This is a genomic window from Paracoccus sp. (in: a-proteobacteria), assembly GCF_030538655.1.
Taxonomy (GTDB): Bacteria; Pseudomonadota; Alphaproteobacteria; order Rhodobacterales; family Rhodobacteraceae; genus Paracoccus.
In genome coordinates, this window is record NZ_JAUNTO010000003.1 from 69411 (window position 1) to 91194 (window position 21784).

Sequence of the window (21784 nt, forward strand, 5' to 3'; positions counted from 1 at the left end):
GGATACACCATGACCACGCTGCCTGACACCGACACCCTGTATCACGCCCTGCTCGCCCGCGATCCCGCATTCGAGGGGCGGGCGCTGGTCGGCGTCACCTCGACCGGGGTGTTCTGCCGCCTGACCTGCCCGGCGCGCAAGCCGCGCCCCGAAAACTGTCGCTGGTTCCGCACCGCCGCACAGGCCGCTGCCGCCGGGTTCCGCCCCTGCCGTCGCTGCCATCCCGGCCAGCCACAGGCCGCGGGTGATCCGCTGGTGGCGGGATTGGTGGCGCGGCTGAACGCCGATCCGGCGCGGCGCTGGTCCGAGGCCGACCTGACGGCGGCAGGGCTGGACCCTTCCACCGTGCGCCGCGCTTTCCACCGCCACTTTGGCCAGACATTTCTGCAATATGCCCGCACCCTGCGCCTGCGCGCCGGAATACGGGCCATCACGAAAGGTTCACGCATGATCGACGCGCAACTGGACGCAGGGTTCGATTCGGCATCAGGTTTTCGTCAGGCATTCGCGCGGCTGTTCGGCCACCCGCCCCACGTGCTGCGCGGCAGTGCCGACCTGCGCGCCGACTGGATCGACACCCCCTTGGCGGGATGATCGCCATTGCCGATGATTCGGCCCTGCATCTGCTGGAATTCACCGACCGCAAGGCCCTGCCCACACAATTGCGGCAAGTTTCAAAGGCCGCGCAAGGCCGCATCGGGCTGGGCCGCACCGCCATCACCGACGCGACCGAGGCACAGCTGACTGCCTTTTTCGCCGGTCGCCAGCCCCGGTTCGACCTGCCGCTGGCGCTGCTTGGCACCCCGTTCCAGCAACGCGTCTGGCAAGCATTGCGCGAAATTCCCGCAGGCCAGACACGCAGTTACGCCGAACTGGCCCGCGATCTGGACCAGCCCTCGGCGGTGCGGGCGGTGGCGGGCGCGAATGCCCGCAATCGCATCGCCATCGTAATTCCCTGCCACCGCGTCATCGGTACCGATGGCCGCCTGACCGGCTATGCCGGGGGGCTGTGGCGCAAGGAAAAGCTGATCGAGATCGAACAGGCCTATGCCGGAACAGTGCCGGATCAGGGCGCGAAAAGCGCAGCCGGGGCTTGACGCGCGGGGCTGTGGCGTATATCCACCCGCGAACAGAATTCCGGGCGCTGCCTCGCGGCGCCCTTTCACATTGGCGGCAGCCGGTCCAATGCGGTGCCCGCCCGCTGCAACGAAGGAACAAGATCATGTCGCGCGTTTGCGAACTGACCGGCAAAGGGCCGATGACCGGCAATAACGTCAGCCACGCCAACAACAAGACCCGTCGCCGGTTTCTGCCGAACCTGAACGACGTGACCCTGCTGTCGGAAACCACGGGCCAGTCCTATTCGCTGCGGATTTCCGCTGCGGCGCTGCGCTCGGTCGATCACCGGGGCGGTCTGGATGCGTTTCTGGCCAAGGCCAAGGACGACGAACTGTCGCCCCGCGCGCTGAAGATCAAGCGCGAGATCGCCAAAGGCGCCGCCGCCTGATTCCTGCCCCGGCAGGATCGCGATAAATCACCCCGCCTGTCCGGCGGGGTTTTCGTATATCTATGTGGGCGATTGCGAAGGCAGGCGGGGAATGCCTTAATCGGCGGCATGATTCGTCTGGTCCACTCTGCACTGATCCTGATTCTGGTCGTGACCGGCATCGCGCTTGGGTCGGCGCGCGGTCAGGCACAGGTGGCCGGGCAGATCGTGATCTGTGCCGGCAGCGTCACCATCAGCATTGCCGTTGACGATCAGGGCCAGCCGGTCGAACAGAACCACTTTTGCCCCGATATGGCGCTGTCGCTGCTGGCGGCGATCGCCGATGCGGGCCAGCCTGACCGGCTGTTGCCGCAGCCGCGCCGGATCGGCTGGACCGTCGGTCCCGACAGCGGCCAGTCGCACGACATTCCGCCTCACAGCGCCCGCGATCCGCCGGTTGTCCTGTCGTAACCCTTGAAATCTTTTTCGATAACGACAGGACAACATCATGAAAACCTTGACTTTCGCCGCCTGCGCGGCGCTGTTTCCCGTGGCCGTTCTGGCCCATGACGCCGTGGCGGTCACAGATGCCTATGCCCGCAGCTCCAACCCGCAGACCGGCGCGGCCTTTATGCTGCTGGACAACCACCGCGAGGTGGATTGCACCCTTGGCAACGTCACCTCGGATCTGGCCGAACGGACCGAGATGCACACCCACCGCGAAGTGGATGGCGTGATGAAGATGGTTCCGATCGAGGGCGGGATCACCATTCCCGCCGGAGAGGTTCACCCGATGCAGCGCGGCGCGGATCACGTCATGTTCCTGGGCCTGCATCAGCCGCTGAAGGATGGCGATGTGGTCAGGTTCACGCTGGATTTCGGCGATTGCGGCACGGTCGATGTCAAAACAACGGTCGATAACGCCCGCCAGCCCGATGCGGCACCGGCAGCGGGCCACACGGGCCACTGACCCGCACCCTTGCCATGCGGCCCGCCCTTTACCGGCGGGCCGCGATCCGCGCCAGCAGCGCCTGCGCCGACGGTCCCAGATGCGCCGCCAGCAATGCGGCCCCCTGCGCTGATGGATGCACCCCGTCCGCCAGAAGATAGGCCGCCCGGCGGTCGTCCGGCAGGGCGGTAATCGGCGCATAAAGATCGGGCAGCAGCAGCGTATCATGCCGCGCGGCCAGCCGGGGCCAGATCGCCCTCCATTCAGCCCGCCGCGCCCGGTCGCGGATCGGCGCGTCGATGCCGACCAGCAACAGCGGACGCCCGCCCCGGCCCGCGCGGGTCAGGATTGCGTCAAGGTTTGCCTCGGCCCTACTGGCGGACCAGCCCATCAGCAGATCATTGGCGCCAAGCGCGACGATCACCCCGTCGGCGCCGCCCCGCAATGCCCGACCGATGCGGACCCGCCCGCCATAGGTGGTGTCGCCCGACAGACCGTGGTTGACGATCCGCGCGGCTGTGCCCTCCTGCGCCAGCCAGCGTTCCAGTTGCGGCACCAGCCCATAGCCCGCAGCCAACCCAAAGCCTTCGGTCAGGCTGTCGCCCAGCATCACGATGCGCGGCCCTGCCCCGTTCGCCGCGGCACCGCCCAAAGGCAGCGCCGCCATGCCCACCAGGACCGCCCGCCGCGCAATCACGGCGCGCGCCGCAGCCGCAAGGCGTTGGTAACGACGAAGACCGATGACATCGCCATCGCCCCCGCCGCCAGCATCGGCGACAGTTGCGGCCCGCCAAACGGCACCAGCACCCCCATCGCCACCGGAATCAGCGCGATGTTATAGGCAAAGGCCCAGAACAGGTTCTGCCGGATATTACGCATCACCGCGCGGCTGAGGCTGATGGCGCGCACCACCCCCGAGGGATCGCCCGCTGACAGCACAGCATCCGCCGATTCGATGGCCACATCAGTGCCGGTGCCGATGGCGATGCCGGTATCAGCCGCAGCCAGCGCAGGCGCATCGTTGATGCCATCGCCCACAAAAACGCTGCCCGCCCCCATGGCACGGATCTGATTCAGCTTGCCTTCAGGCAGGACGCCGGCGGTGATCTGGTCGATGCCCAGCTTTGCCCCCACCGCCTGCGCCGTGGCCGGCGTATCGCCGGAAATCATCCCCGTGCGCAGGCCCAGATCGTGCAGCCCCCGGATTGCCGCCGCCGCATCCTCGCGCACCGGGTCGGCCAGGGCCATCGCAGCGATGTGGGTGCCGTCAACGGCCAGATGCACCGGCGTCGCCCCCTGCCCGGCCCAGTCATCAGCGGCCTGTTGCAGTTCCGGGGCGGGCGTCACCCCGGCCTGCGTCAGCGCGGCAAGGTTGCCGATCAGCAGCGCGTGGCCCTGAACCTGCGCCGTCAGGCCACGCCCCGCGGTGGCGGTCACATCCTGCGCCAGAGGCAGATCCAGCCCCTGCGCCGCCGCGACGATGGCGGCAGCCAGCGGGTGTTCGGATTGCGATTCAGCCGCCGCCGCCAGCCGCAGCACATCATCCCGCGACCAGCCGGGCACACTGCGCAGCCCGGTCAGCGCCGGTGCGCCTTGGGTCAGGGTGCCGGTCTTGTCAAAGGCCACCACCTTGGCCTCGGCCAGCCGTTGCAGCGCGTCACCGCGCCGGAACAGGATGCCCAGTTCCGCCCCGCGCCCGGTGCCGACCATGATCGAGACCGGCACCGCCAGCCCCATCGCGCAGGGGCAGGCGATAATCAGCACCGATACGGCCGCGACGAACGCCTCGGCCAGACCGGGGCCAAAGATCAGCCACAGCACAAAGGTCAGTGCCGACAGCGCCATCACCGCCGGAACAAAGATGCGGGTGATCCGGTCCACCAGCGCCTGCACCGGCAGCTTGGTGGCCTGCGCGTCCTCGACCAGAGTCACGATGCGCGACAGCACCGTATCCGCGCCGGTCGCAGTGACGCGCACCACCAGCGCGGCAGATCCGTTGACCGTGCCGCCCGTCACCGGATCACCGGGACCTTTCGTCACCGGCACGGGTTCGCCGGTCAGCATCGCCTCGTCGATGGTGCCGGTGCCTTCGGTGATCTCACCGTCCACGGCGACACGCTCGCCAGGGCGCAGGCGGATCAAGTCACCGGGCATCAGATCGGCGGCGGGAACAGTAACGGGCTGGCCATTGCGCAGCAGCGTGGCGGTATCGGGTGTCAGTTCCATCAGGTGCCGGATCGCCGCACCCGCCTGTCCGCGCGCCCGCGCTTCGAGCCAGCGGCCCATCAGAATCAGCGTCACGATCACCGCCGCCGCCTCGAAATAGACATGGCGCGCATCGGGGGGCAGCAGGTCGGGTGCCAGCGTCACCACCGTGGAATAGGCAAACGCCGCCCCGGCCCCAAGCGCCACGAGGCTGTTCATCTCTGGCCCGCCGCGCAACAGGGCGGGGATGCCGTGGGCAAAGAACAGCCGCCCCGGCCCGGCCAGAACCGCAAAAGTCAGCAGCATCTGCACGATCCACAGCGGGCGTTCCCCCACCGCGCCATGCAGCCAGTGGTGAAAGGCCGGAACGGCGTGGCCGCCCATCTCCATCACGAAAACCGGCAAGGTCAGCAGCAGCGCGATCAAAAAGCGGCGGCGCAGGCTGTCAGTTTCGCGCATCTGCACACTGGAAGCATCACGCCGCGCGCCAGCCTGCCGCAAGCTGGCCGGATAGCCCTGCGCGGTGACAGCATCGGCCAGCGCCTGCGGATCGCCCCCGGCCTCATGGGTCACGCGGGCGCTGCCGGTGGCAAGGTTGACCACGGCGGCCTGCACGCCGGGCTGCGCCTTTAACGCGCGCTCGACCCGGCCGGAACATGCGGCGCAGCTCATCCCCTCGATAGTCAGAAAGCTGTCCTGCGTGGCGGCGGGATCAGCGGCGAAAGATGGTGTGTTGGTCATGGGTTCGTCCTGTCGCAAAAACCAGTGTCATGGGGTTGCGGTCGGGACGAGGCGGCCCCTGCGGTCGCCGGGGCACATGCTGCATCAGCCTCACCACCAGAGGCGGCAAGGTCAGATGCAGCGGATGACAAGGGCGCATCGGATCGCGCGCGGCAGGTGCCGTTTGCCGCGCCAGCCGCCGCCGTGCGCCCTGATGACAGCGGCACCCACGCCCGCCGCGGCCCCGGCACAGATGCGGGGCGCGCGCGGCAGCCCGTCGCGGATGGCGATGTGGCGATGCGTGATCCATGCCTGACAGATGTGGGTGCCTTCCCGCCGCGTCAAGGGAAACCCGCCGATGTAGGGCCGATGACGCGGGATTGAGTTGCGCGCCCCCTGCCGCAGCGTATATGCATGGCCGAAATTTGTGATGTTACCGGGAATTTGACGATGAAACGCCGCCAGATGCTGTCGCTTGCCCTGCCGCTGATCGCCGCGCCGTCGCTGGTTATGGCACAGGCCGCGACACCGGCTGCCGCTACGCGCGACCCCTATGCCCCGACCGAGGTCGCCATCCGCGAAGATTTCCCGGTCGGCGCCATTGTCGTCGTCAGCCGCGACTTTTACCTGTATCACGTCATCGCGCCGGGCCGGGCGATCCGTTACGGTGTTGCCGTGGGACGCGACGAACTGGTGTGGAAGGGTCAGGCCACCGTGGGCCGCAAGGTCGAATGGCCCAGCTGGCGCCCCACGAACGAGATGATTAAACGCAACCCCGCCGCCTATGAGCGTTACAAGGACGGGATGCCCGGCGGGCCGCGCAACCCCTTGGGCGCGCGGGCGCTGTATCTGTATGATGCGCAGGGCCGCGACACCGCCATCCGCATCCATGGCACGACCGAGCCGAACTCGATCGGGCGCGCGGTGTCGAACGGCTGCCTGCGGATGCGCAACGAAGCCGTGATGAGCCTTTACGATCAGGTGCCCATCGGCACCCCGGTCTGGGTCTATTGATCCCGCCTTGCGCGGGCTTTCCCTGACTTCGGTCGCGGACCCGGCCTTGGCCGGGTTCGATACCATCATCGACGTGCGGTCGCCGTCGGAATATGCGCAGGATCATCTGCCGGGCGCCATCAACCTGCCGGTTATGTCAGATCAGGAACGCGCACAGGTCGGCACGATCTATAAACAGGTCTCGCCTTTTGACGCCCGCAAGTTGGGGGCGGCGCTGGTCGCCGCCAATGCCGCGCGCCATATTGCCGGGCCGCTGGCGGGAATGACGGGCGGCTGGCGGCCCTTGGTCTATTGCTGGCGCGGCGGGCAGCGGTCGGGATCGTTCGGGGTGATCCTGTCGCAGATCGGCTGGCGCGTGGGCCGAATCGAGGGCGGTTACAAGACCTGGCGGCGGCTGGTGGTGGACCGGGTACAGAACCTTGGCGTGCCCGCGCCGGTGGTTGTGCTGGACGGCAACACCGGCGCGGCCAAAACGGCGGTGCTGGCGCGTTTGGCGGCGGGCGGCGCACAGGTCATCGACCTTGAGGGGCTGGCCAATCATCGAGGATCGCTGTTCGGCGCGATGCCGGGTGGCCAGCCGGGGCAAAAGCTGTTCGAGGGTCGGCTGGCCACCGCGTTGGAGCGGCTGGACCCGACGCGCCCGGTCCTGTTCGAGGCTGAAAGCAGCCGCATCGGCGCGCTGACCGTGCCGCGCAGCGTATGGCAGGCGCTCTGCTCTGCGCCGCGCATCCGCCTGTCGGTGCCCTTGGCCGAACGCGCCCGCTTTATCGCCGCCACCTATGCCGATGCGGCGACCGAAGCCGCCGCAATCATCGAGCACCTGCGCCCCCTGCACCCCGCCGAACGCATTCAGGAATGGCTGGCGCAGGCGACGGCGGGGGACTGGACCGGGCTGGCCCAAGGGCTGATGCGCGATCATTATGACCCGCGCTATGAACGGCACCGCGCCCGCTATGGCGACCGCGACCGTGCGGTGATTGCGGTGGACCGGCTGGATGATGCCGGGCTGAATCGCGCCGCCGAACAGATCGCATCGCTGATCGGGGCGGGTTAACCACAACAGCCGCCCGCCCTGTGACAAACGTGCACGGGGGGCCGTCTGCCCCCCGACGCCGCGTTCCGCGTCGGCCCGCCCCCAAAGGGGCCGTGCGTTCGTCGGGGAAAAGCCATGGGCTTTTCCTGATCCTCCTCACCCCCCGAGGATATTTTCAAACGAAAGACGCGCGCCGGTCAGGCCCCGTCGCGCAGCATCCGGCGCAGCAGCTTTTCCAGCTTGGCGGCACCCAGCGGGGCCATTTCCTTGGTATGATCGTGGCTGATGTTTTCGTCGGACAGACCGGCACCCATATTGGTGATGACCGAAATGGCCGCACAGCGCAGCCCCAGAAACCGGGCGAGGATGATTTCCGGCACGGTGGACATGCCCACCGCATCCATCCCCAGCACCTGTGCCGCGCGGATTTCGGCAGGCGTTTCGAAAGACGGGCCAGAGAACCAGCCATAGACTCCCTGCGGCAAGGCCACGCCTTCGGCATCGGCGGCGGCGGTCAGCGCCGCGCGCAGGCCAGGGTCATGCGCCTGCGTCATCGGCACAAAGCGGGCGTCGGTCTTTTCCCCGATCAGCGGGTTCGTGCCCGCAAAGGCGATGTGATCCGACAGCAGCATCAGACTGCCCGGCGGCATATCTTCGCGCAGCGATCCGGCGGCATTGGTCAGGATCAGCCGGTCGCAGCCAAGCGCCGCCAGCACCTCAAGCGGCAAGCGCATCGCATCAGGGCGGCCGGATTCGTAGTAATGCGAGCGACCGCCGAACACGGCCACACGCCGCCCCTCAAGCTGACCGATGACCAGTTGCGGCACATGGCCCGACACACCGGCATGGGGAAAGCCCGGCAGGTCGTCATAGGGGATGGCCACACCATCGACCCTGCCCGCCAGATGCCCCAGCCCCGACCCAAGGATCAGCCCGTATTCCGGCGGCGCATCGCCCGCGCGCGATTGGATCAGACGGGCCAGCTCAACGCTCTTTGACATAGGGTTCTCCTCCGGCGCGGGGCGGGATGGCGCGGCCGACAAAGCCCGCCAGAATGATGACGGTCAGCACATAGGGCAGCGCGCTCATCACCATGGACGGGACGGTAATAAAGCCCAGATCCAGCACCTGATAGCGGATCGCCAGTGCTTCGAGCAGACCGAACAAAAAGGTCGCCCCAAGCGCCGCCCAGGGTCGCCATTTGGCAAAGATCAGCGCCGCCAGCGCGATAAAGCCGCGACCGGCGGTCATATCCTTGACGAAACCGGCGTTCAGCCCGGTCGCCAGATAGGCCCCGGCGATACCGCACAGCACGCCGCAGATCATCACTGCCGAAAAACGCAGCCCGGCGACAGAAACGCCCGCCGTATCGACCGAGGCCGGGTTTTCCCCCACTGCCCGCAACCGCAGGCCAAAGCGGGTGCGATACAGCACCCACCAGGTCAGCGGCACCATCAGCACGGCGACATAGACCATCGCCGTATGCCCGGAAATCAGTTCAGCATAGATCGGCCCAATCAGCGGCACCGGGCGCAGCGTCTCGGCCAGCGGCAGGGTGATTTCGCTGAAACGCGGCATGGTGGTCAGCGCGGTGACGGTTTCGGGGCCGACGATCCCGCCCAGCCAGTCACGGAACGCGCCCGCATTGGCATCCAGTTCCGCCCCCGGCGTCAGCGAGGGCGTGCGCCCGCCCAGCCCAAAGATACGCTGCCCCAACAACACGGTCAGCCCGGCAGCCAGAAAATTGATCGCCACCCCGGAAATCAACTGGTTGCCGCGAAAGGTGATCGAGGCCAGCCCATGCACCAGCGACAGCAGCAGCGCCCCCAGCACACCGGCCATTAGCCCCAGCCAGACATTCCCCGTCACAGCCGCCACCGTGGCCGAGGCAAAGGCGGCCATCAGCATCTTGCCCTCCAGCCCGATGTCAAAGACGCCCGCGCGTTCGGAATAAAGCCCCGCCAGACAGGCCAGTAGCAACGGCGTCATCAACCGCAGCGAGGAATCGAGGATTTGCAGGATCGTGGCAAAGTCCATCACGCGCGCTCCGTTGCCATGCGCAGGGCCATCAGCGCAAGAAATCCGCCCAGAGCCGCCTCGATCCAGCGGCGGGCGTGGTTATAGGCCGCCCGCACCGGGGTAGATGACAGCAGCACGGCGTAAAGCGCATGTCCGGCCAGAGACAGCAGAAACCCGCCCGCCGCAAAGACCAGCAGCACCGCCACGGGCGCGGTCTGCGCCGGGCCTGCGCTGACCGCCGCCATCCAGAACACCAGCGCCTTGACATTGGTCAGTTGCATCAACAGCGCCACACCGAACAGGCGCGCGGCGTGGGTGCGGTCAACCTGCGCCACGGTGACGCGCGGCGGAGCCAGCGCCTTGCGCCACGCCATCACCGCCAGCCAAGCCAGATAGGCCGCGCCCAGCCAGCGCAGCGCCGTGCCAGCCCAAGCGGCCTGCTGCAACAGCACCCCCAGACCAAGCGCGGTGCCGAAGGCCAGCATCCCCGCACCGCAGGCGATCCCAAGCGCCGTAATCAGCGCCGCCCGCCGCCCCTGCCGCGCGCCGACGCCAAGGATCAGCGCCACCGCCGGGCCGGGCGACATCACGCCGATGATCTGGATCGAATAGGCGGCCAGAAAGGCGGGCAGGTAGGGCGCAAGCCAGTCCATCATACCCCCTTGCGCCGCAGCGCCATAAACAGCCTCTCCAGCGGCATCCGCACCATATTGTCCAGCGCGCCGGTGAACAGAATGACCAGCGCCTGAATGACCACGATCAATTCGCGCGGGATCGAGGTCCACAGCGCCAGCTCGCCCCCGCCCTGATACAGAAAGCCGAACAACAGCGCCGCCAGCAGCACTCCAAAGGGGTGGTTGCGCCCCATCAGCGCCACGGCGATACCGATAAAGCCCGCGCCCTCGACGTTGTTCAGGACCAGACGTTCAGCCTCGCCCATGACGTTATTGATCGCCATCAGCCCGGCCAGCGCGCCCGAAATCAACATGGCGATGACGGTGATCCGCACCGGGCTGATCCCGGCATACAGCGCGCCGGGTTCGGATTTGCCAAAGGCGCGGATCTCGAACCCCAGACGGGTGCGCCAGATCAGCAGCCAAACCAGCACACAGGCGGCGACGGCAATCAGAAAGGTAATGTTGACCGGCGTGTTGCGGCCCCATGCGATGCCGATCTGCGCCAAAATCTCGCTGATCTTGGGCAGGTGGGTTTCCGCCGGAAACCGGGCCGAGGCCGGGTCCATGCTGCCCATCGGGCGCAGCACATTCACCAGCAGATAGTTCAGCACCGCCGCCGCGATAAAATTGAACATGATCGTTGTGATCACGATATGGCTGCCGCGCTTGGCCTGAAGCCAGGCGGGGATCAGCGCCCAGGCCGCCCCGAACAGCGCCGCGCCCACCATGGCCGCAGGCAGCGCAATGCCCCAATGCGGCCACGGAAACGCCAGCAAGACCAGCGCCACACCAAGGCCACCCATCGCGGCCTGCCCCTCGCCACCGATGTTGAACAGGGCGGCGTGATAGGCGACCATCACGGCCAGCCCGGTAAAGATGAAATTGGTGGCGTAATACAGCGTAAAGCCCCAGCCATAGCTGGACCCAAGCGCACCCGTCACCATGGTTTTCAGCGCCTCATACGGGCTTTCACCGATGGCCAGAATGACCAGCGCGGAAATGGCAAAGGCCAGCAACAGCGAAATCAGCGGTGTCAGGATCACATCGGCCCATTTCGGCATCTTTTCCATCACGGGGCCTTTCGTATCTTGCCGGATGCCACATCGCCACCCGGCACAGCCGCGCCACAGCCAGGCTGCGTCTTTCGTTTATAAATATCCCCGCCGGAGGCATCCGACCGCGCCATCAGACCGCCCCCTGCATATTGGGCGCGTCGCCCGTCACACCGGCCATCAGCAGCCCCAATTCCCCGGCCGAGGTCTGGCCGGGCAGACGTTCGCCCATGATACGGCCGTCGAACATCACCGCGATGCGGTCGGACAGGGCCATGATTTCATCCAGTTCGACGCTGACCAGCAGCACCGCCTTGCCGGCGTCGCGCAATGCGATGATGCGCTTGTGGATGAACTCGATCGCGCCGATGTCCACACCGCGCGTGGGCTGGCCGATCAGCAACAGGTCGGGATTCCGCTCGATCTCGCGGGCGCAGACGATCTTTTGCTGATTGCCGCCGGAAAAATTGCGTGCCGCCAGATCACAGCTTGGCGGGCGGATGTCAAAGCGTTCGATCTTGCCCGCTGCATCATCGCGGATCGCCGCACGATCCATGAACAGGCCGCGGCCATAGCCCGGATCGTCGTGATAGCCGAAGGCAACGTTTTCCCATGCGGCGAAATCCATAATCAGCCCTTCGACCTGACGATCCTCGGGGATGTGGCCGATCCCGGCGCGGCGGCGGCTGCGCGCATCGGCACCGCGCCCGCTCAGCGGCAAGGGCTGGCCGTTGACCTGCACAGCGCCGTCGATCCGGGCGCCACTTTCAGGAAAACCGCCCAGAATTTCCAGCAGTTGCGTCTGCCCGTTGCCCGAAACACCCGCGATCCCCAACACCTCGCCGGCGCGGATGTCAAAACTGATGCCGCGCAGGCGTTCCACGCCATCGGCATCGACCATCCGCAGATTCTGCACCTGCAAGACCGGCGCGCCGGGGCTGGCGGGCCGTTTATCGACATTCAGCAGAACCTTGCGGCCCACCATCAACTCGGCCAGTTCTTCGGGGTTGGTGTCGGCGGTGCGCACATGGCCGACCATCTCGCCACGGCGCATGACCGCGACGTTATCGGTGATCTCCATGATTTCGCGCAGCTTATGGGTAATCAGGATGATGGTTTTACCCTCATCCCGCAGCCCGCGCAGAATGCGGAACAGGTGATCCGCCTCGGCCGGGGTCAGGACGCCGGTCGGTTCGTCCAGAATCAGGATGTCGGCCTGCCGATACAGCGCCTTGAGGATTTCCACCCGCTGCTGATGCCCGACCGACAGTTCCTCGATCAGCGCATCGGGATCGACGTTCAACTGATATTCGGCGGCCAGATCGCGCAACACACCGCGCGCCTTGGACAGCGAGGGGCGCAGCAGGGCACCATCCTCGGCCCCCAGAATGATGTTTTCCAGAACGGTAAAATTCTGCACCAGTTTGAAATGCTGGAACACCATGCCGATGCCCGCGCGGATCGCGGCCATGGAATCGGCAATGCTCAGCGGCTGGCCGTTAATCAGAATCTCGCCGACATCGGGCTTGTAGAAACCATAAAGGATCGACATCAGCGTGGATTTGCCCGCGCCGTTTTCGCCGATGATGCCCTGAATCGTGCCACGGGGCACCGCAAGGCTGATGTCGCGGTTCGCCTGAACCGGACCGAATGCCTTAGAAATCCCGCGCAGTTCGATGGCAAAGGGGGCGGCATCACGCCGCCCCTGTGCCGGATGTTCGGCTGTCGCCATGCGTCAATTCACCGGGCAGAGGTTATCAGCCATGTAATCATGCACCTTGATTTCACCGGCAATGATCTTGGCCCTGGCCTCGTCCACGGCGGCCTGCATTTCGGCGCTGACCAAATCACGGTTGTTGTCATCGACAACCACACCGACGCCATCGACCGACAGATCCATGACCTTGACCCCCGGCTCAACCGCGTCGGGACCACCGGAAAAGATGTTGTAAACGGCATTATCCACCTGCTTGACCATCGAGGTCAGCACCTTGCCCGGATGCAGATGGTTCTGGTTGCTGTCCACACCGATGGACAGGATGCCTTCGTCCGCGGCGGCCTGGAGGATGCCGATGCCGGTGCCGCCCGCTGCGGCATAGATCACATCCGCGCCCTGCGATTTCTGCGCACGGGCCAGCTCGCCCCCCTTGACCGGATCGTTCCATGCGGCGGGCGTGGTGCCGGTATAGTTAACCAGCACCCTGCCATCGGGCCGCGTGGCCTTGAAGCCCTGCGCATAGCCGCATTCGAATTTGTGGATCAGCGGCACGTCCATCCCGCCGATAAAGCCGACCGTGCCGGTTTGCGAAGCCATCGCCGCCATCACACCGGCCAGATAAGACCCTTGTTCTTCGGTAAAGACGACCGATTGCACGTTGGGCTGTTCCACCACCATGTCGATGATGACGAATTTCGTATCGGGATAATCGGGCGCGATCTTGTTCAGCACATCGCCAAAGGCAAAGCCGGTCATCACGATCGGATTGGCGCCGGTTTCCGACAGGCGGCGCAGGGCCTGTTCCCGCTGCGCCTCGGACTGCATTTCCAGTTCCTTATAGCTGCCTCCGGTTTCATCGGCCCAGCGTTTCGCACCGACATAGGCCGCTTCGTTAAAGGATTTGTCGAATTTACCGCCCAGATCAAAGATCAGCGCCGGATCGGCCATCGCAGCGCCGGAACACAGCGCCATCACAGCAGCCCCGCCCAGCAAACGGAATTTCATCATCGCCATTGCGATTCCTCACCTGTTTTTGGCGGGCGACTCTGCCCGCAGGACAGGGGATTATAGGGCGCAAGCACAGAGGACGGTCAACCGCATAATTGCCCGCGCCCCGGCATAGTCCCGATCATTTGCCGGGCTTTTTCAGGAAGATGCGTCTTTTGCCAGCAGCTTACGCAGCACCAGCGCATCCAGCCCCGGCCCGTAATAGCCACGCCGCCGCCCCGCATCCGTCCAGCCATCTGCCGCATACAGCGCCCGCGCCGCCGCATTATCCGCCGCCACCTCAAGAAATGCCTCATCAGCGCCGCGCTGTGCCGCCGCCGATGCAAAACCGCGCAGCAACGCGCGGCCTACCCCCTGCCGCCGCATCTCGGGCGGGACGGCGACGGTCAGCAACTCGGCCTCGCCCGCGATGGCACGGCCAATCAGAAAGCCGTCGCCTACCCGCAGCAAAAAGGCCCCCGGCGCAGACAGGACATCCGATATTTCATCGGCATTCCACGGCCTTGGAACGGTAAAGCAACGGGCGTGCAGCGCGGCCAGATCAGCAGGCGTCACGTCAGGATCACCGGGCCGGAATCGCGCGCAGGTGCCGCGTCGGCGGGGCGCAGATACAGCGGCGCGGGCGGCGGTCCGGGGTTGTCGCGACGGGCTGCCGCGATCCGCGCGATGGCGACGGGCAGCGCAAAGACGGGCGCGGCCACCTGCCCGCCACAGGCGGCTGCGATGCGATCGGCGTGATGCCCGACGCACAGCGGCTCGGCCCGCGCGGGCAGGATGGGCAGGCTGTCCAGATCGCACAGAACCGGCGGCGTGCCGGCGCCGTCGAAAAGCTGCACATACAGCCGGTCCTGACGTGCATCGGCACTGGCCATCACGGTGCCGGGCAACCCGTGGCGCAGCGCCTCAAGCGTGGTGACGCCGACCACCGGAACACCCAGCGACAGGGCCAACCCACGCGCGGCGGCCACGGAAATGCGCACGCCGGTAAAGTTTCCCGGCCCGATGCCAACGCCGATCACATCCAGATCTGCCCAGCCCTTGCCCGCCCCGGCCAGCATCTGTTCCAGCAGCGGAAACAGATGTTCGGCCTGACCCTTGGCCATGTCCTGATGACGGGATTCCAGCACCCGGTCGCCCGACAGCAAAGCGGCCGCGCAATGCGCGGCCGATGTGTCAAAGGCCAGAACCAGCGGCTCAGGCAACGGGGCGCACCTCGACCACTTCGGGAATATAGTGGCGCAGCAGATTTTCGATGCCCATTTTCAGCGTCAGCGTGGACGAGGGGCAACCGGCACAGGCCCCCTGCATATGCAGATAGACGATGCCGCGATCAAAGCCGTGGAAAGTGATGTCGCCACCATCCTGCGCCACGGCGGGGCGGACACGGGTATCCAGCAATTCCTTGATCTGGCCAACGATTTCAGCATCCGGGCCACTGTGATCGGCATGTCCGCCCGCAGCCGCAGCCCCTGCGGCCCCCTCGATCACCGGGGCACCGGACTGGTAATGGTCCATGATCGCGCCCAGAACCGGCGGTTTCAGATGATCCCAAGGGGTATCATCGGCCTTGGTGACGGTCACGAAATCAGCGCCCAGAAACACGCCAGTCACGCCCGGCACCGCAAAGATACGGCTGGCCAGGGGCGAGGCTGCGGCAGATTCCACCGTCGGGAAATCGGCGGTTCCCTGTGCGCCCAGCACGCTTTCACCGGGCAAAAATTTCAGCGTTGCCGGGTTCGGCGTGGTTTCGGTCTGAATGAACATCGGCGGCTCCTTTGTTGCACTCATATGGGGGGCGCCGGGCCGTGGGTCAAGCGGCCCTAGCTGATCGCCTCAAGCCGGTCCTTGTCCAGATCGCCGGGCACCAGTGTGATCGGCGCCGACAACATGCCCACATCGCGCAACAGCCGACTGACCACCGGGTTCTGCGCTCCTTTTTCACTGGCCATGCCCAGCACGATGACGCCGATTTCGGAATCCTCGGACAGATAGGCGATCAACTGATCGGCGGGGTCGCCTTCACGCACGACCAGTTCGGGTTCGACGTTTTTTTTATCGCGCATCCATTTGGCATAAACGTCGAAATGCGCCTGAATCCGTTCCATCGCCTCGGCCCGCATGACATCGGCGACGCCAAAGCCGTGCTGGATTTCGTCGGGGCGGATCACCGACACCACCACCACACCGCCCCCCGTGCGCGAGGCGCGCATCGCGGCATAGCGGATCGCGTTCAGGCATTCGCGCGAGTCATCCAGCAACACCATAAACTTGCGCATATTCCCTCACATCCCGGTCATCAGGCGGTCAGAGTGGCGGATGTGTGTTATTCCTGCAAGCATTTCCTGCCACACAACTCTGGCGGGGTTTCCAAGCGATATTTACTATGTTACCCGCAAAACTGCTTTTCTGCATGTCAGCAACCCCGGATCAGGCAGTGACAATTCACCAGGACTGGAACAGAAGCAATGCGGCCAAGGTTGCAGCCCTTGCCCCGCCTCTGGTTTCCGGGCTTGACACCGAATCCCTGCTGCCCGCCAAGCCTGTCATGCCTCTGGGCAAGCGGCTGTTCGACATCGTGGCCTCGATCATCCTGCTGATCCCGCTGTCGGTGGTGATGCTGATCGTCGCCATTCTGCACAAGCTGATCGAGGGTGGCCCATTGCTGTATCGCGCGCAGCGGATGCGCGCGCCGGGTCAGGCCTTCACGCAGCTGAAATTCCGCACCATGATCCGGGACGAGGCCGATTTCGGCGCGACCGGCGCGCACAAGAACTGGCGCATCACCCCCTTTGGCCATTTCCTGCGCCGCACCCGGATCGACGAATTGCCGCAACTGTTCAACATCCTGCGCGGCGACATGAGCTTTGTCGGCCCACGCCCGCCGCTGCCGGAATATGTGGAACGCTTTCCACTGCATTATGCCCGCGTGCTGCGCTGCCGCCCCGGTGCGACCGGGCTGGCAACGCTGATCTATCACCGGCACGAAGACCGGATCATGGCAAACTGCCGCAGCGCCGAGGCGACCGAGGCCGCCTATTACCGCCGCTGCCTGCCTGCCAAGCTGAAGATCGACAGCATCTATCAGGAACAGCGCACCCTGGGCATGGATCTGTGGATCATCTGGAACACCATCAAGGTCGTGGTGCTGCGCGACGAACGCCCGCGCCGCCGCCACCATTGATCCCACCTGCCTGTCAGGTGCCTGCCTGTCAGACGAAGGGATCGGTCGCGTAATCCACCCCGCTGAGATACAGCCCCTGCGGCGGGCAGACCAGCCCGCAGGCCGCGCGGTCGCGCGCTGCCAGTGCCTCGGCCACGCGATCCGGCGACCATGCCCCTGCCCCGACACGTTCCAGCGTGCCGACGATTGAGCGCACCTGATTGTGCAAAAACGACCGCGCCCACAGATCGAAACGGTATTCGGTGCCATGCGGCACGACATGTTCGGTAATGGTGATCCCGTCCAGCGTTTTGACCGGGCTGGCCGCTTGGCACATGGTTGACCGGAAGGTGGTGAAATCGTGCTGCCCGATCAGATGCGCCGCCCCCGCCCGCATCGCATCGGCGTCCAGCGCATGGCCGATCTGCCAGACCCGGCCCCGGTCATGCGTCGCCGGTGCCCGCCGCGCCAGCAGGCGAAAGCGGTAACGCCGCCCCAATGCCGAAAACCGGGCGTGGAAATCATCGGGCACCCGCGCCGCCGCCAGCACCGCGACCGGGGCAGGTTTCAGATGCCAGTTCAGCGCCTCGGCCAGCCGGAAGGTATCCCAGTCGCGCAGCAAATCGGCGGTCGCCACCTGCCCGGTGGCATGAACGCCCGCATCGGTGCGCCCCGCCGCCGCGATCCGCGCGCCATCGCGAAAGCCCGTATCCAGCGCCGCCAGCGCCGTTTCCACCGCCCCCTGAACCGTATCGCGGTCAGCCTGCGCCTGCCAGCCGGCGAACGGGCCGCCGTCATATTCGATTTTCAACGCAAAGCGAGGCACGTCAGCGCCGAACCTTGTCTTTGTCCAGATCACGCAGCCATTCGGCAAAGCCCGGATCGTCGCGGCTTTCCAGCGATTTCATCTCGGGGCGGACACCCTCGCGCGCCAGACGATCACGCAGAACCGAGATTTCGATGTCCATATCCGTGCGCCCGCCCTCTAGCAGCGAGCGGGTGCGGGCGGCAAAATTGGTTTCCAGATCGTTCAGCAAAGCCTCCCAGTCGGCCAGCACGCGCGGGTCGCGGGTCTGCGCATAAAGGTCGGCGAATTTCACCGTCGCATCACGCGCGCCCAGCAGATACACCCCCAGATAGCGGCGCACAGCGGTCAGATGGCCGGGGTTCTGTTCGACCTGATCGAACAGGCTGTGGGCCGTCGCCTCGAACATGTTGACCCGCGCCTCCAGCCGACGCTCGCCGGTGCGCAGGATGGCGTCCTTCATGCTGTCCAGATAGCCCTGCCCCTCGGCGACGATGCGGGCCACGCGGTCTTGCTGAAAGGTATCAACGCCCTCCATCCCCTTGTCGCGCATCGGGTCCATGCCAAAGGCCAGCATATGCAGCGCCGCCCCGGCCACGCCGATGATGCCCGCCCCGGCCAGCGCATCGGGTGCCCATGCCCCCACACCCAGCCCCAGCCCAGTCAGCACCGCACCGAACAGCTTGCGCGGAATCGCCGGGCGGCGGGCGGTGCGGCGGGCGTCATAGGCGGCCTCGGCCTGCAAGCCTTCGCGCGTCATCCACATACCAGAAGCCAGCCCGGCAAAGCCCAGCAAATTCGCGGCCATGCCGGTCGGGTCTTGCCAAAAGGCCCCCATCAGCAGGGGTATCCCGGCGATGGTGATCCATTTCGTGCGCGATTCCAGCCGGTGCCGCGCCCGCGCCGGGGCCGCAGGGGCCGGACGCTGATCGCCGCCGCGATGATCGCGAGTATTGCCATCGGGGGAAAACTGTCCGCCGTAACGCTGTGCCATGATCCGCCCCCTTATCAGCCCGCGCCACCCAGCGACGCATACAGCGTCAGCCCGATCAGCAGGTAAAACGACAATCGTTGCATGGCGTTCCGGGACATCCTGTTCCTTTCCATGGCCACAAGGCCGGTCCGCATCAAACATAGGGGCAGATGCCGCCGCCGCAATGGCCTTGCCACCGAAAGCGGCACGTCACGGTGATGTCGCGGTCAACGGTTCCTGTCGCGCGGAAATTTGGAAAGGTTTCCCGATGCCGCGCTATACGCTTTGGGTTGTCTTGGTTGCGATGACCCTTGCCGCACAGAACCGCGCCGCCGGGCCAGCCACCGTATCGCTTGGGCAAATGGTCCGGCACAGGTGATGTGGTTCTGGCCTTGAAAACCGTTCTTCCCGCGCGATGCGCAAGGCCGTTGGCTGCCTGTTGGCGCAAGAAAGCCGCTCATAATATCAGATTATGGCAGCGCATGGGCACGCCCAAGCCAAGGCGTCCGAAGACTGCATCAAAGGTGTTGAACATCGGCGACTCGACCGCGCAGGATGAAAGACCGCCATCCATTTATGCAGGACAGGCCCATATCGCACGTTCCCTAATGTTGACGGATTCGTGCGCCTTGGCAAATGTGGAAACCGCTAAAAATGCAGAAATCACCAGCAAAACAAGGCGAGGGGGGCCGATCTTGTGATTTGGAGCGGGTGATGGGAATCGAACCCACGTCTTCAGCTTGGAAGGCTGCGGCTCTACCATTGAGCTACACCCGCGTTGCATCCCCTATACGGGCGCAGCGGGCGGGGTGCAAGCGATCCCGCGTTGTTGCAGCGCATGGATCAGCGCGGGCGCGCTGGTGAACTGCACGGCGTCCAGCGTCAGGGCGCGGGCGGCGGCGACATTGGCGGCGTTGTCGTCGATGAACAGGCAGTCGGGCGCGGCCAGCCCGCGACGATCCAGCAGCAGGCGCCAGATCGCCGGATCGGGCTTGGCCATGCCTTCAATACCCGAAACGATGATGTCCTCGAACAGCGTGGTCAGCCGGGGATACAGTCGCAACGCGGCGGGCCATGTGTCCTGCGCCCAATTGGTGATGGCGAACATGCGGTGGCCGCGCGCCTTCAGATCATTGGCGATGTTCCACGTGCCGGGAACCGGATCTGCGATGGTGGCCGGAAAGCGGTCCAGATAATCCTGCAACGGCACGGCATCCTCACCCAATGCCGCACGCGCCACGGCCAGCCCCGCCTCAAAACTGCGCCCGGCGTCCTGAGCATAGTTCCACGTGTCGAAATCCACCCGCGCCATCCAGTCGCGCACCGCAGGGCGGTCGGGGAAATGATGCAGGAACGCCAGTTCAGGGTCCCAGTCGATCAGCACCTTGCCCAGATCAAAGATAATATGCGGAGTCATCGTCTTTCCTTGAAAAAGCGTTGCAGCAGGTCGCGGGCCTCATCGGCACGGATGCCGTCATAGACCTGCGGGCGATGGTGGCATTGCGGGTGGTCGAACACCCGCGCGCCATGCCGCACCCCGCCGGATCGAGGGTCGTCGGCACCGTAATACAGCACCTCGATCCGGGCGGCGGAAATGGCGGCGGCGCACATGGCGCAGGGTTCCAGCGTGACCCACAACCGATAGCGGGGCAGCCGCTGCGACCGGACAGCGGCGCAGGCGGCGCGGATGGCCACGATTTCAGCATGGGCGGTCGGGTCGTGATCGGCAAGGGTGCGGTTGCCCGCCACCGCCACCACGCGGCCCGCCGGATCGGCCAGCACCGCGCCCACCGGCACTTCGCCCCGCGCCGCGGCCTGCTGCGCCTGATCCAGCGCAAGATCCATATGCGAGGTAAAGCCCGGCCCCTGCATCATGCGCCGCCACCATCACGCAGCTGCGCCAGCATCTGCGCCGCAGCCGTCACCGGCGGCAGATCGCCGGTGGCAACGGCATCGCCCAGCCGGGTCAGTTCTGCCCGCGCCGCAGGCGTATCCAGCTGCGCCAGCAGACCGGCGCGCAGTTCCGCCAGAAACCAGCCGCGCGCCTGTTCGGCCCGGCGGCGGTCGAACCAGCCCTGATCGCGCCGCCAATCGGTCAGTTCCTGCATCGCCTGCCACGCCGCATCCAACCCCTCGCCAGTGGCGGCAGAGACCGGCATCGCACGGGGAAAGCCTTCGGGGTCGCCGGGGCGGCGGCGCATCAGCCGCAGCGCGCCGGTGTAATCTGCCACCGTGCGCCGCGCCGTGGTCAGCAATTCGCCATCAGCCTTGTTCACCAGAATCATATCGGCGATTTCCATGATACCGCGCTTGACGCCCTGCAATTCATCGCCACCCGCCGGGGCCAGCAGCAGCACGAACAGATCGGTCATCTCTGCCACCAGCGTTTCCGACTGTCCGACACCGACCGTTTCCACCAGCACCGCGTCAAAGCCCGCCGCCTCGCACAGACGAATGGTTTCGCGGGTGCGCCGGGCAACGCCCCCCAGTTCCGCCCGGCTGGGCGAGGGGCGGATAAAGGCATTGGGGTCGCGCGACAGGGTTTCCATCCGCGTCTTGTCCCCCAGGATCGAGCCGCCCGACCGCGCCGATGACGGGTCAACCGCCAGCACCGCCACGCGCATCCCCTGCCCGGTCAGCCGGATGCCAAAGGCTTCGATAAAAGTCGATTTCCCCACCCCTGGCGTGCCAGACAGCCCGATGCGCAAGGCCGCCGGCTGTGGCGGCAAGGCGGCGATCAGCGCCTCGGCCCGCTGGCGGTGGTCGGGGCGGGTCGATTCGATCAGCGTGATGGCCCGCGACAAGGCGCGGCGCTGACCGTCCAGCAGCGGTTGCAAAAGATCGTCCATCGTCGCCCCCCTGTTGCTGTCCCCGGCATAGGCGGGCGCTGCACGGATGTGAAGCCCGCGCAGCCGCTTGCCGCTGACAGGCGGCAGCGATATTTTAGCGCGCACGATGCGTCATCT

Annotated in this window: 26 protein-coding genes and 1 tRNA gene; 8 read left to right on the top strand and 19 right to left on the bottom strand. The window is 65.9% G+C overall.

What is annotated here, in order from left to right:
* The first annotated feature begins 9 nt into the window (after positions 1-9).
* The 5 genes from Q4G22_RS15685 (at position 10) to Q4G22_RS03290 (ending at position 2456) form a co-directional block, all read left to right on the top strand.
* Entirely contained in the window at positions 10-594 is a 585-nt protein-coding gene (locus Q4G22_RS15685) for a bifunctional transcriptional activator/DNA repair enzyme AdaA (RefSeq protein WP_368661454.1), read from the top strand.
* The gene (locus tag Q4G22_RS15690; RefSeq protein ID WP_368661455.1) at positions 591-1097 is read left to right on the top strand and encodes a methylated-DNA--[protein]-cysteine S-methyltransferase; all 507 of its coding nucleotides are present in this window, start codon (positions 591-593) and stop codon (positions 1095-1097) included. Before Q4G22_RS15685 ends, Q4G22_RS15690 begins: the two co-directional genes overlap by 4 nt.
* A 125-nt stretch (positions 1098-1222) precedes the next feature.
* Positions 1223-1507 (top strand): 50S ribosomal protein L28, encoded by a 285-nt coding sequence (gene rpmB / locus Q4G22_RS03280; RefSeq protein WP_303384467.1) that lies wholly within the window; start codon positions 1223-1225, stop codon positions 1505-1507.
* Positions 1508-1615: 108 nt separating this feature from the next.
* On the top strand, positions 1616-1957 hold the full coding sequence (locus Q4G22_RS03285) for a hypothetical protein (protein WP_303384468.1): 342 nt from the start codon (positions 1616-1618) through the stop codon (positions 1955-1957).
* A gap of 37 nt (positions 1958-1994) precedes the next feature.
* Positions 1995-2456: a copper chaperone PCu(A)C gene (locus Q4G22_RS03290; RefSeq protein ID WP_303384469.1), complete on the top strand. Its 462-nt coding sequence runs from the start codon at positions 1995-1997 to the stop codon at positions 2454-2456.
* A 28-nt stretch (positions 2457-2484) separates the two neighbouring features.
* Here the strand turns inward: Q4G22_RS03290 and Q4G22_RS03295 are convergent, their stop codons facing one another.
* From Q4G22_RS03295 to Q4G22_RS03305, 3 genes are all read right to left on the bottom strand, one after another.
* A complete protein-coding gene (locus Q4G22_RS03295; protein ID WP_303384470.1) occupies positions 2485-3102 on the bottom strand; it encodes a GDSL-type esterase/lipase family protein in 618 nt (205 codons plus the stop codon).
* A gap of 26 nt (positions 3103-3128) precedes the next feature.
* Entirely contained in the window at positions 3129-5381 is a 2253-nt protein-coding gene (locus Q4G22_RS03300; protein WP_303384471.1) for a cation-translocating P-type ATPase, read from the bottom strand.
* Positions 5382-5492: 111 nt separating this feature from the next.
* A complete protein-coding gene (locus Q4G22_RS03305; protein ID WP_303384472.1) occupies positions 5493-5705 on the bottom strand; it encodes a hypothetical protein in 213 nt (70 codons plus the stop codon).
* 105 nt (positions 5706-5810) lie between these two features.
* Between Q4G22_RS03305 and Q4G22_RS03310 the strand changes: the two genes are divergently transcribed.
* Both Q4G22_RS03310 and mnmH read left to right on the top strand, forming a co-directional pair.
* Entirely contained in the window at positions 5811-6374 is a 564-nt protein-coding gene (locus Q4G22_RS03310; protein ID WP_303384473.1) for a L,D-transpeptidase, read from the top strand.
* Positions 6375-6381: 7 nt separating this feature from the next.
* Positions 6382-7428 carry a tRNA 2-selenouridine(34) synthase MnmH gene (gene mnmH, locus Q4G22_RS03315; RefSeq protein ID WP_303384474.1) on the top strand — a complete coding sequence of 349 codons (1047 nt, stop codon included), beginning with the start codon at positions 6382-6384 and terminating at the stop codon, positions 7426-7428.
* Positions 7429-7604: 176 nt separating this feature from the next.
* Here mnmH and Q4G22_RS03320 read toward each other — a convergent pair whose 3' ends face one another.
* From Q4G22_RS03320 to Q4G22_RS03365, 10 genes are all read right to left on the bottom strand, one after another.
* Positions 7605-8408 (bottom strand): purine-nucleoside phosphorylase, encoded by an 804-nt coding sequence (locus Q4G22_RS03320; protein ID WP_303384475.1) that lies wholly within the window; start codon positions 8406-8408, stop codon positions 7605-7607.
* A complete protein-coding gene (locus tag Q4G22_RS03325; protein ID WP_303384566.1) occupies positions 8392-9444 on the bottom strand; it encodes an ABC transporter permease in 1053 nt (350 codons plus the stop codon). The genes Q4G22_RS03320 and Q4G22_RS03325 overlap by 17 nt, the downstream gene beginning before the upstream one ends.
* Positions 9444-10079: a LysE family translocator gene (locus Q4G22_RS03330; RefSeq protein WP_303384476.1), complete on the bottom strand. Its 636-nt coding sequence runs from the start codon at positions 10077-10079 to the stop codon at positions 9444-9446. The genes Q4G22_RS03325 and Q4G22_RS03330 overlap by 1 nt, the downstream gene beginning before the upstream one ends.
* A complete protein-coding gene (locus tag Q4G22_RS03335; protein ID WP_303384477.1) occupies positions 10079-11173 on the bottom strand; it encodes an ABC transporter permease in 1095 nt (364 codons plus the stop codon). The genes Q4G22_RS03330 and Q4G22_RS03335 overlap by 1 nt, the downstream gene beginning before the upstream one ends.
* Positions 11174-11288: 115 nt before the next feature.
* The gene (locus tag Q4G22_RS03340) at positions 11289-12887 is read right to left on the bottom strand and encodes an ABC transporter ATP-binding protein (protein ID WP_303384478.1); all 1599 of its coding nucleotides are present in this window, start codon (positions 12885-12887) and stop codon (positions 11289-11291) included.
* Between the two features lie 3 nt (positions 12888-12890).
* Positions 12891-13886: a BMP family protein gene (locus Q4G22_RS03345; RefSeq protein WP_303384479.1), complete on the bottom strand. Its 996-nt coding sequence runs from the start codon at positions 13884-13886 to the stop codon at positions 12891-12893.
* Between the two features lie 132 nt (positions 13887-14018).
* Positions 14019-14435 carry a GNAT family N-acetyltransferase gene (locus tag Q4G22_RS03350; RefSeq protein WP_303384480.1) on the bottom strand — a complete coding sequence of 139 codons (417 nt, stop codon included), beginning with the start codon at positions 14433-14435 and terminating at the stop codon, positions 14019-14021.
* Entirely contained in the window at positions 14432-15082 is a 651-nt protein-coding gene (gene tsaB / locus Q4G22_RS03355) for a tRNA (adenosine(37)-N6)-threonylcarbamoyltransferase complex dimerization subunit type 1 TsaB (protein ID WP_303384481.1), read from the bottom strand. Before tsaB ends, Q4G22_RS03350 begins: the two co-directional genes overlap by 4 nt.
* A complete protein-coding gene (locus tag Q4G22_RS03360) occupies positions 15075-15644 on the bottom strand; it encodes a NifU family protein (RefSeq protein ID WP_303384482.1) in 570 nt (189 codons plus the stop codon). The genes tsaB and Q4G22_RS03360 overlap by 8 nt, the downstream gene beginning before the upstream one ends.
* A 56-nt stretch (positions 15645-15700) precedes the next feature.
* Entirely contained in the window at positions 15701-16156 is a 456-nt protein-coding gene (locus Q4G22_RS03365) for a universal stress protein (RefSeq protein WP_303384483.1), read from the bottom strand.
* Positions 16157-16425: 269 nt separating this feature from the next.
* Between Q4G22_RS03365 and Q4G22_RS03370 the strand changes: the two genes are divergently transcribed.
* A complete protein-coding gene (locus Q4G22_RS03370; RefSeq protein WP_303384484.1) occupies positions 16426-17061 on the top strand; it encodes a sugar transferase in 636 nt (211 codons plus the stop codon).
* Positions 17062-17089: 28 nt separating this feature from the next.
* Here Q4G22_RS03370 and truA read toward each other — a convergent pair whose 3' ends face one another.
* From truA to meaB, 6 genes are all read right to left on the bottom strand, one after another.
* Positions 17090-17866, bottom strand: coding sequence for a tRNA pseudouridine(38-40) synthase TruA (gene truA / locus Q4G22_RS03375; protein ID WP_303384485.1), 777 nt, complete (start codon positions 17864-17866; stop codon positions 17090-17092).
* 1 nt (position 17867) lies between these two features.
* A complete protein-coding gene (locus tag Q4G22_RS03380; protein ID WP_303384486.1) occupies positions 17868-18839 on the bottom strand; it encodes a 5-bromo-4-chloroindolyl phosphate hydrolysis family protein in 972 nt (323 codons plus the stop codon).
* Between the two features lie 682 nt (positions 18840-19521).
* Positions 19522-19595 (bottom strand) — tRNA-Gly (locus tag Q4G22_RS03385).
* 10 nt (positions 19596-19605) lie between these two features.
* Positions 19606-20235, bottom strand: a complete 630-nt coding sequence (locus Q4G22_RS03390; protein ID WP_303384487.1) for an HAD-IA family hydrolase — start codon at positions 20233-20235, stop codon at positions 19606-19608.
* A complete protein-coding gene (locus Q4G22_RS03395; RefSeq protein ID WP_303384488.1) occupies positions 20232-20693 on the bottom strand; it encodes a nucleoside deaminase in 462 nt (153 codons plus the stop codon). Before Q4G22_RS03395 ends, Q4G22_RS03390 begins: the two co-directional genes overlap by 4 nt.
* On the bottom strand, positions 20690-21667 hold the full coding sequence (gene meaB / locus Q4G22_RS03400; RefSeq protein ID WP_303384567.1) for a methylmalonyl Co-A mutase-associated GTPase MeaB: 978 nt from the start codon (positions 21665-21667) through the stop codon (positions 20690-20692). The genes Q4G22_RS03395 and meaB overlap by 4 nt, the downstream gene beginning before the upstream one ends.
* Positions 21668-21784 lie beyond the last annotated feature (117 nt).

Excerpts from the sequence above, each read along its gene's own strand:
- Q4G22_RS03380 (WP_303384486.1), bottom strand. The coding sequence starts at position 18,839 with ATGGCACAGCGTTACGGCGGACAGTTTTCCCCCGATGGCAATACTCGC.
- rpmB (WP_303384467.1), top strand. The coding sequence starts at position 1,223 with ATGTCGCGCGTTTGCGAACTGACCGGCAAAGGGCCGATGACCGGCAAT.
- Q4G22_RS03310 (WP_303384473.1), top strand. The coding sequence starts at position 5,811 with ATGAAACGCCGCCAGATGCTGTCGCTTGCCCTGCCGCTGATCGCCGCG.
- Q4G22_RS03330 (WP_303384476.1), bottom strand. The coding sequence starts at position 10,079 with ATGGACTGGCTTGCGCCCTACCTGCCCGCCTTTCTGGCCGCCTATTCG.
- Q4G22_RS03320 (WP_303384475.1), bottom strand. The coding sequence starts at position 8,408 with ATGTCAAAGAGCGTTGAGCTGGCCCGTCTGATCCAATCGCGCGCGGGC.
- Q4G22_RS03390 (WP_303384487.1), bottom strand. The coding sequence starts at position 20,235 with ATGACTCCGCATATTATCTTTGATCTGGGCAAGGTGCTGATCGACTGG.
- Q4G22_RS03335 (WP_303384477.1), bottom strand. The coding sequence starts at position 11,173 with ATGGAAAAGATGCCGAAATGGGCCGATGTGATCCTGACACCGCTGATT.
- Q4G22_RS03360 (WP_303384482.1), bottom strand. The coding sequence starts at position 15,644 with ATGTTCATTCAGACCGAAACCACGCCGAACCCGGCAACGCTGAAATTT.
- Q4G22_RS03340 (WP_303384478.1), bottom strand. The coding sequence starts at position 12,887 with ATGGCGACAGCCGAACATCCGGCACAGGGGCGGCGTGATGCCGCCCCC.
- Q4G22_RS03285 (WP_303384468.1), top strand. The coding sequence starts at position 1,616 with ATGATTCGTCTGGTCCACTCTGCACTGATCCTGATTCTGGTCGTGACC.
- Q4G22_RS15690 (WP_368661455.1), top strand. The coding sequence starts at position 591 with ATGATCGCCATTGCCGATGATTCGGCCCTGCATCTGCTGGAATTCACC.
- Q4G22_RS03395 (WP_303384488.1), bottom strand. The coding sequence starts at position 20,693 with ATGATGCAGGGGCCGGGCTTTACCTCGCATATGGATCTTGCGCTGGAT.
- Q4G22_RS03325 (WP_303384566.1), bottom strand. The coding sequence starts at position 9,444 with ATGGACTTTGCCACGATCCTGCAAATCCTCGATTCCTCGCTGCGGTTG.
- Q4G22_RS03295 (WP_303384470.1), bottom strand. The coding sequence starts at position 3,102 with ATGGCGGCGCTGCCTTTGGGCGGTGCCGCGGCGAACGGGGCAGGGCCG.
- Q4G22_RS03345 (WP_303384479.1), bottom strand. The coding sequence starts at position 13,886 with ATGGCGATGATGAAATTCCGTTTGCTGGGCGGGGCTGCTGTGATGGCG.
- meaB (WP_303384567.1), bottom strand. The coding sequence starts at position 21,667 with ATGGACGATCTTTTGCAACCGCTGCTGGACGGTCAGCGCCGCGCCTTG.
- Q4G22_RS03365 (WP_303384483.1), bottom strand. The coding sequence starts at position 16,156 with ATGCGCAAGTTTATGGTGTTGCTGGATGACTCGCGCGAATGCCTGAAC.
- Q4G22_RS15685 (WP_368661454.1), top strand. The coding sequence starts at position 10 with ATGACCACGCTGCCTGACACCGACACCCTGTATCACGCCCTGCTCGCC.
- Q4G22_RS03300 (WP_303384471.1), bottom strand. The coding sequence starts at position 5,381 with ATGACCAACACACCATCTTTCGCCGCTGATCCCGCCGCCACGCAGGAC.
- Q4G22_RS03370 (WP_303384484.1), top strand. The coding sequence starts at position 16,426 with ATGCCTCTGGGCAAGCGGCTGTTCGACATCGTGGCCTCGATCATCCTG.
- Q4G22_RS03290 (WP_303384469.1), top strand. The coding sequence starts at position 1,995 with ATGAAAACCTTGACTTTCGCCGCCTGCGCGGCGCTGTTTCCCGTGGCC.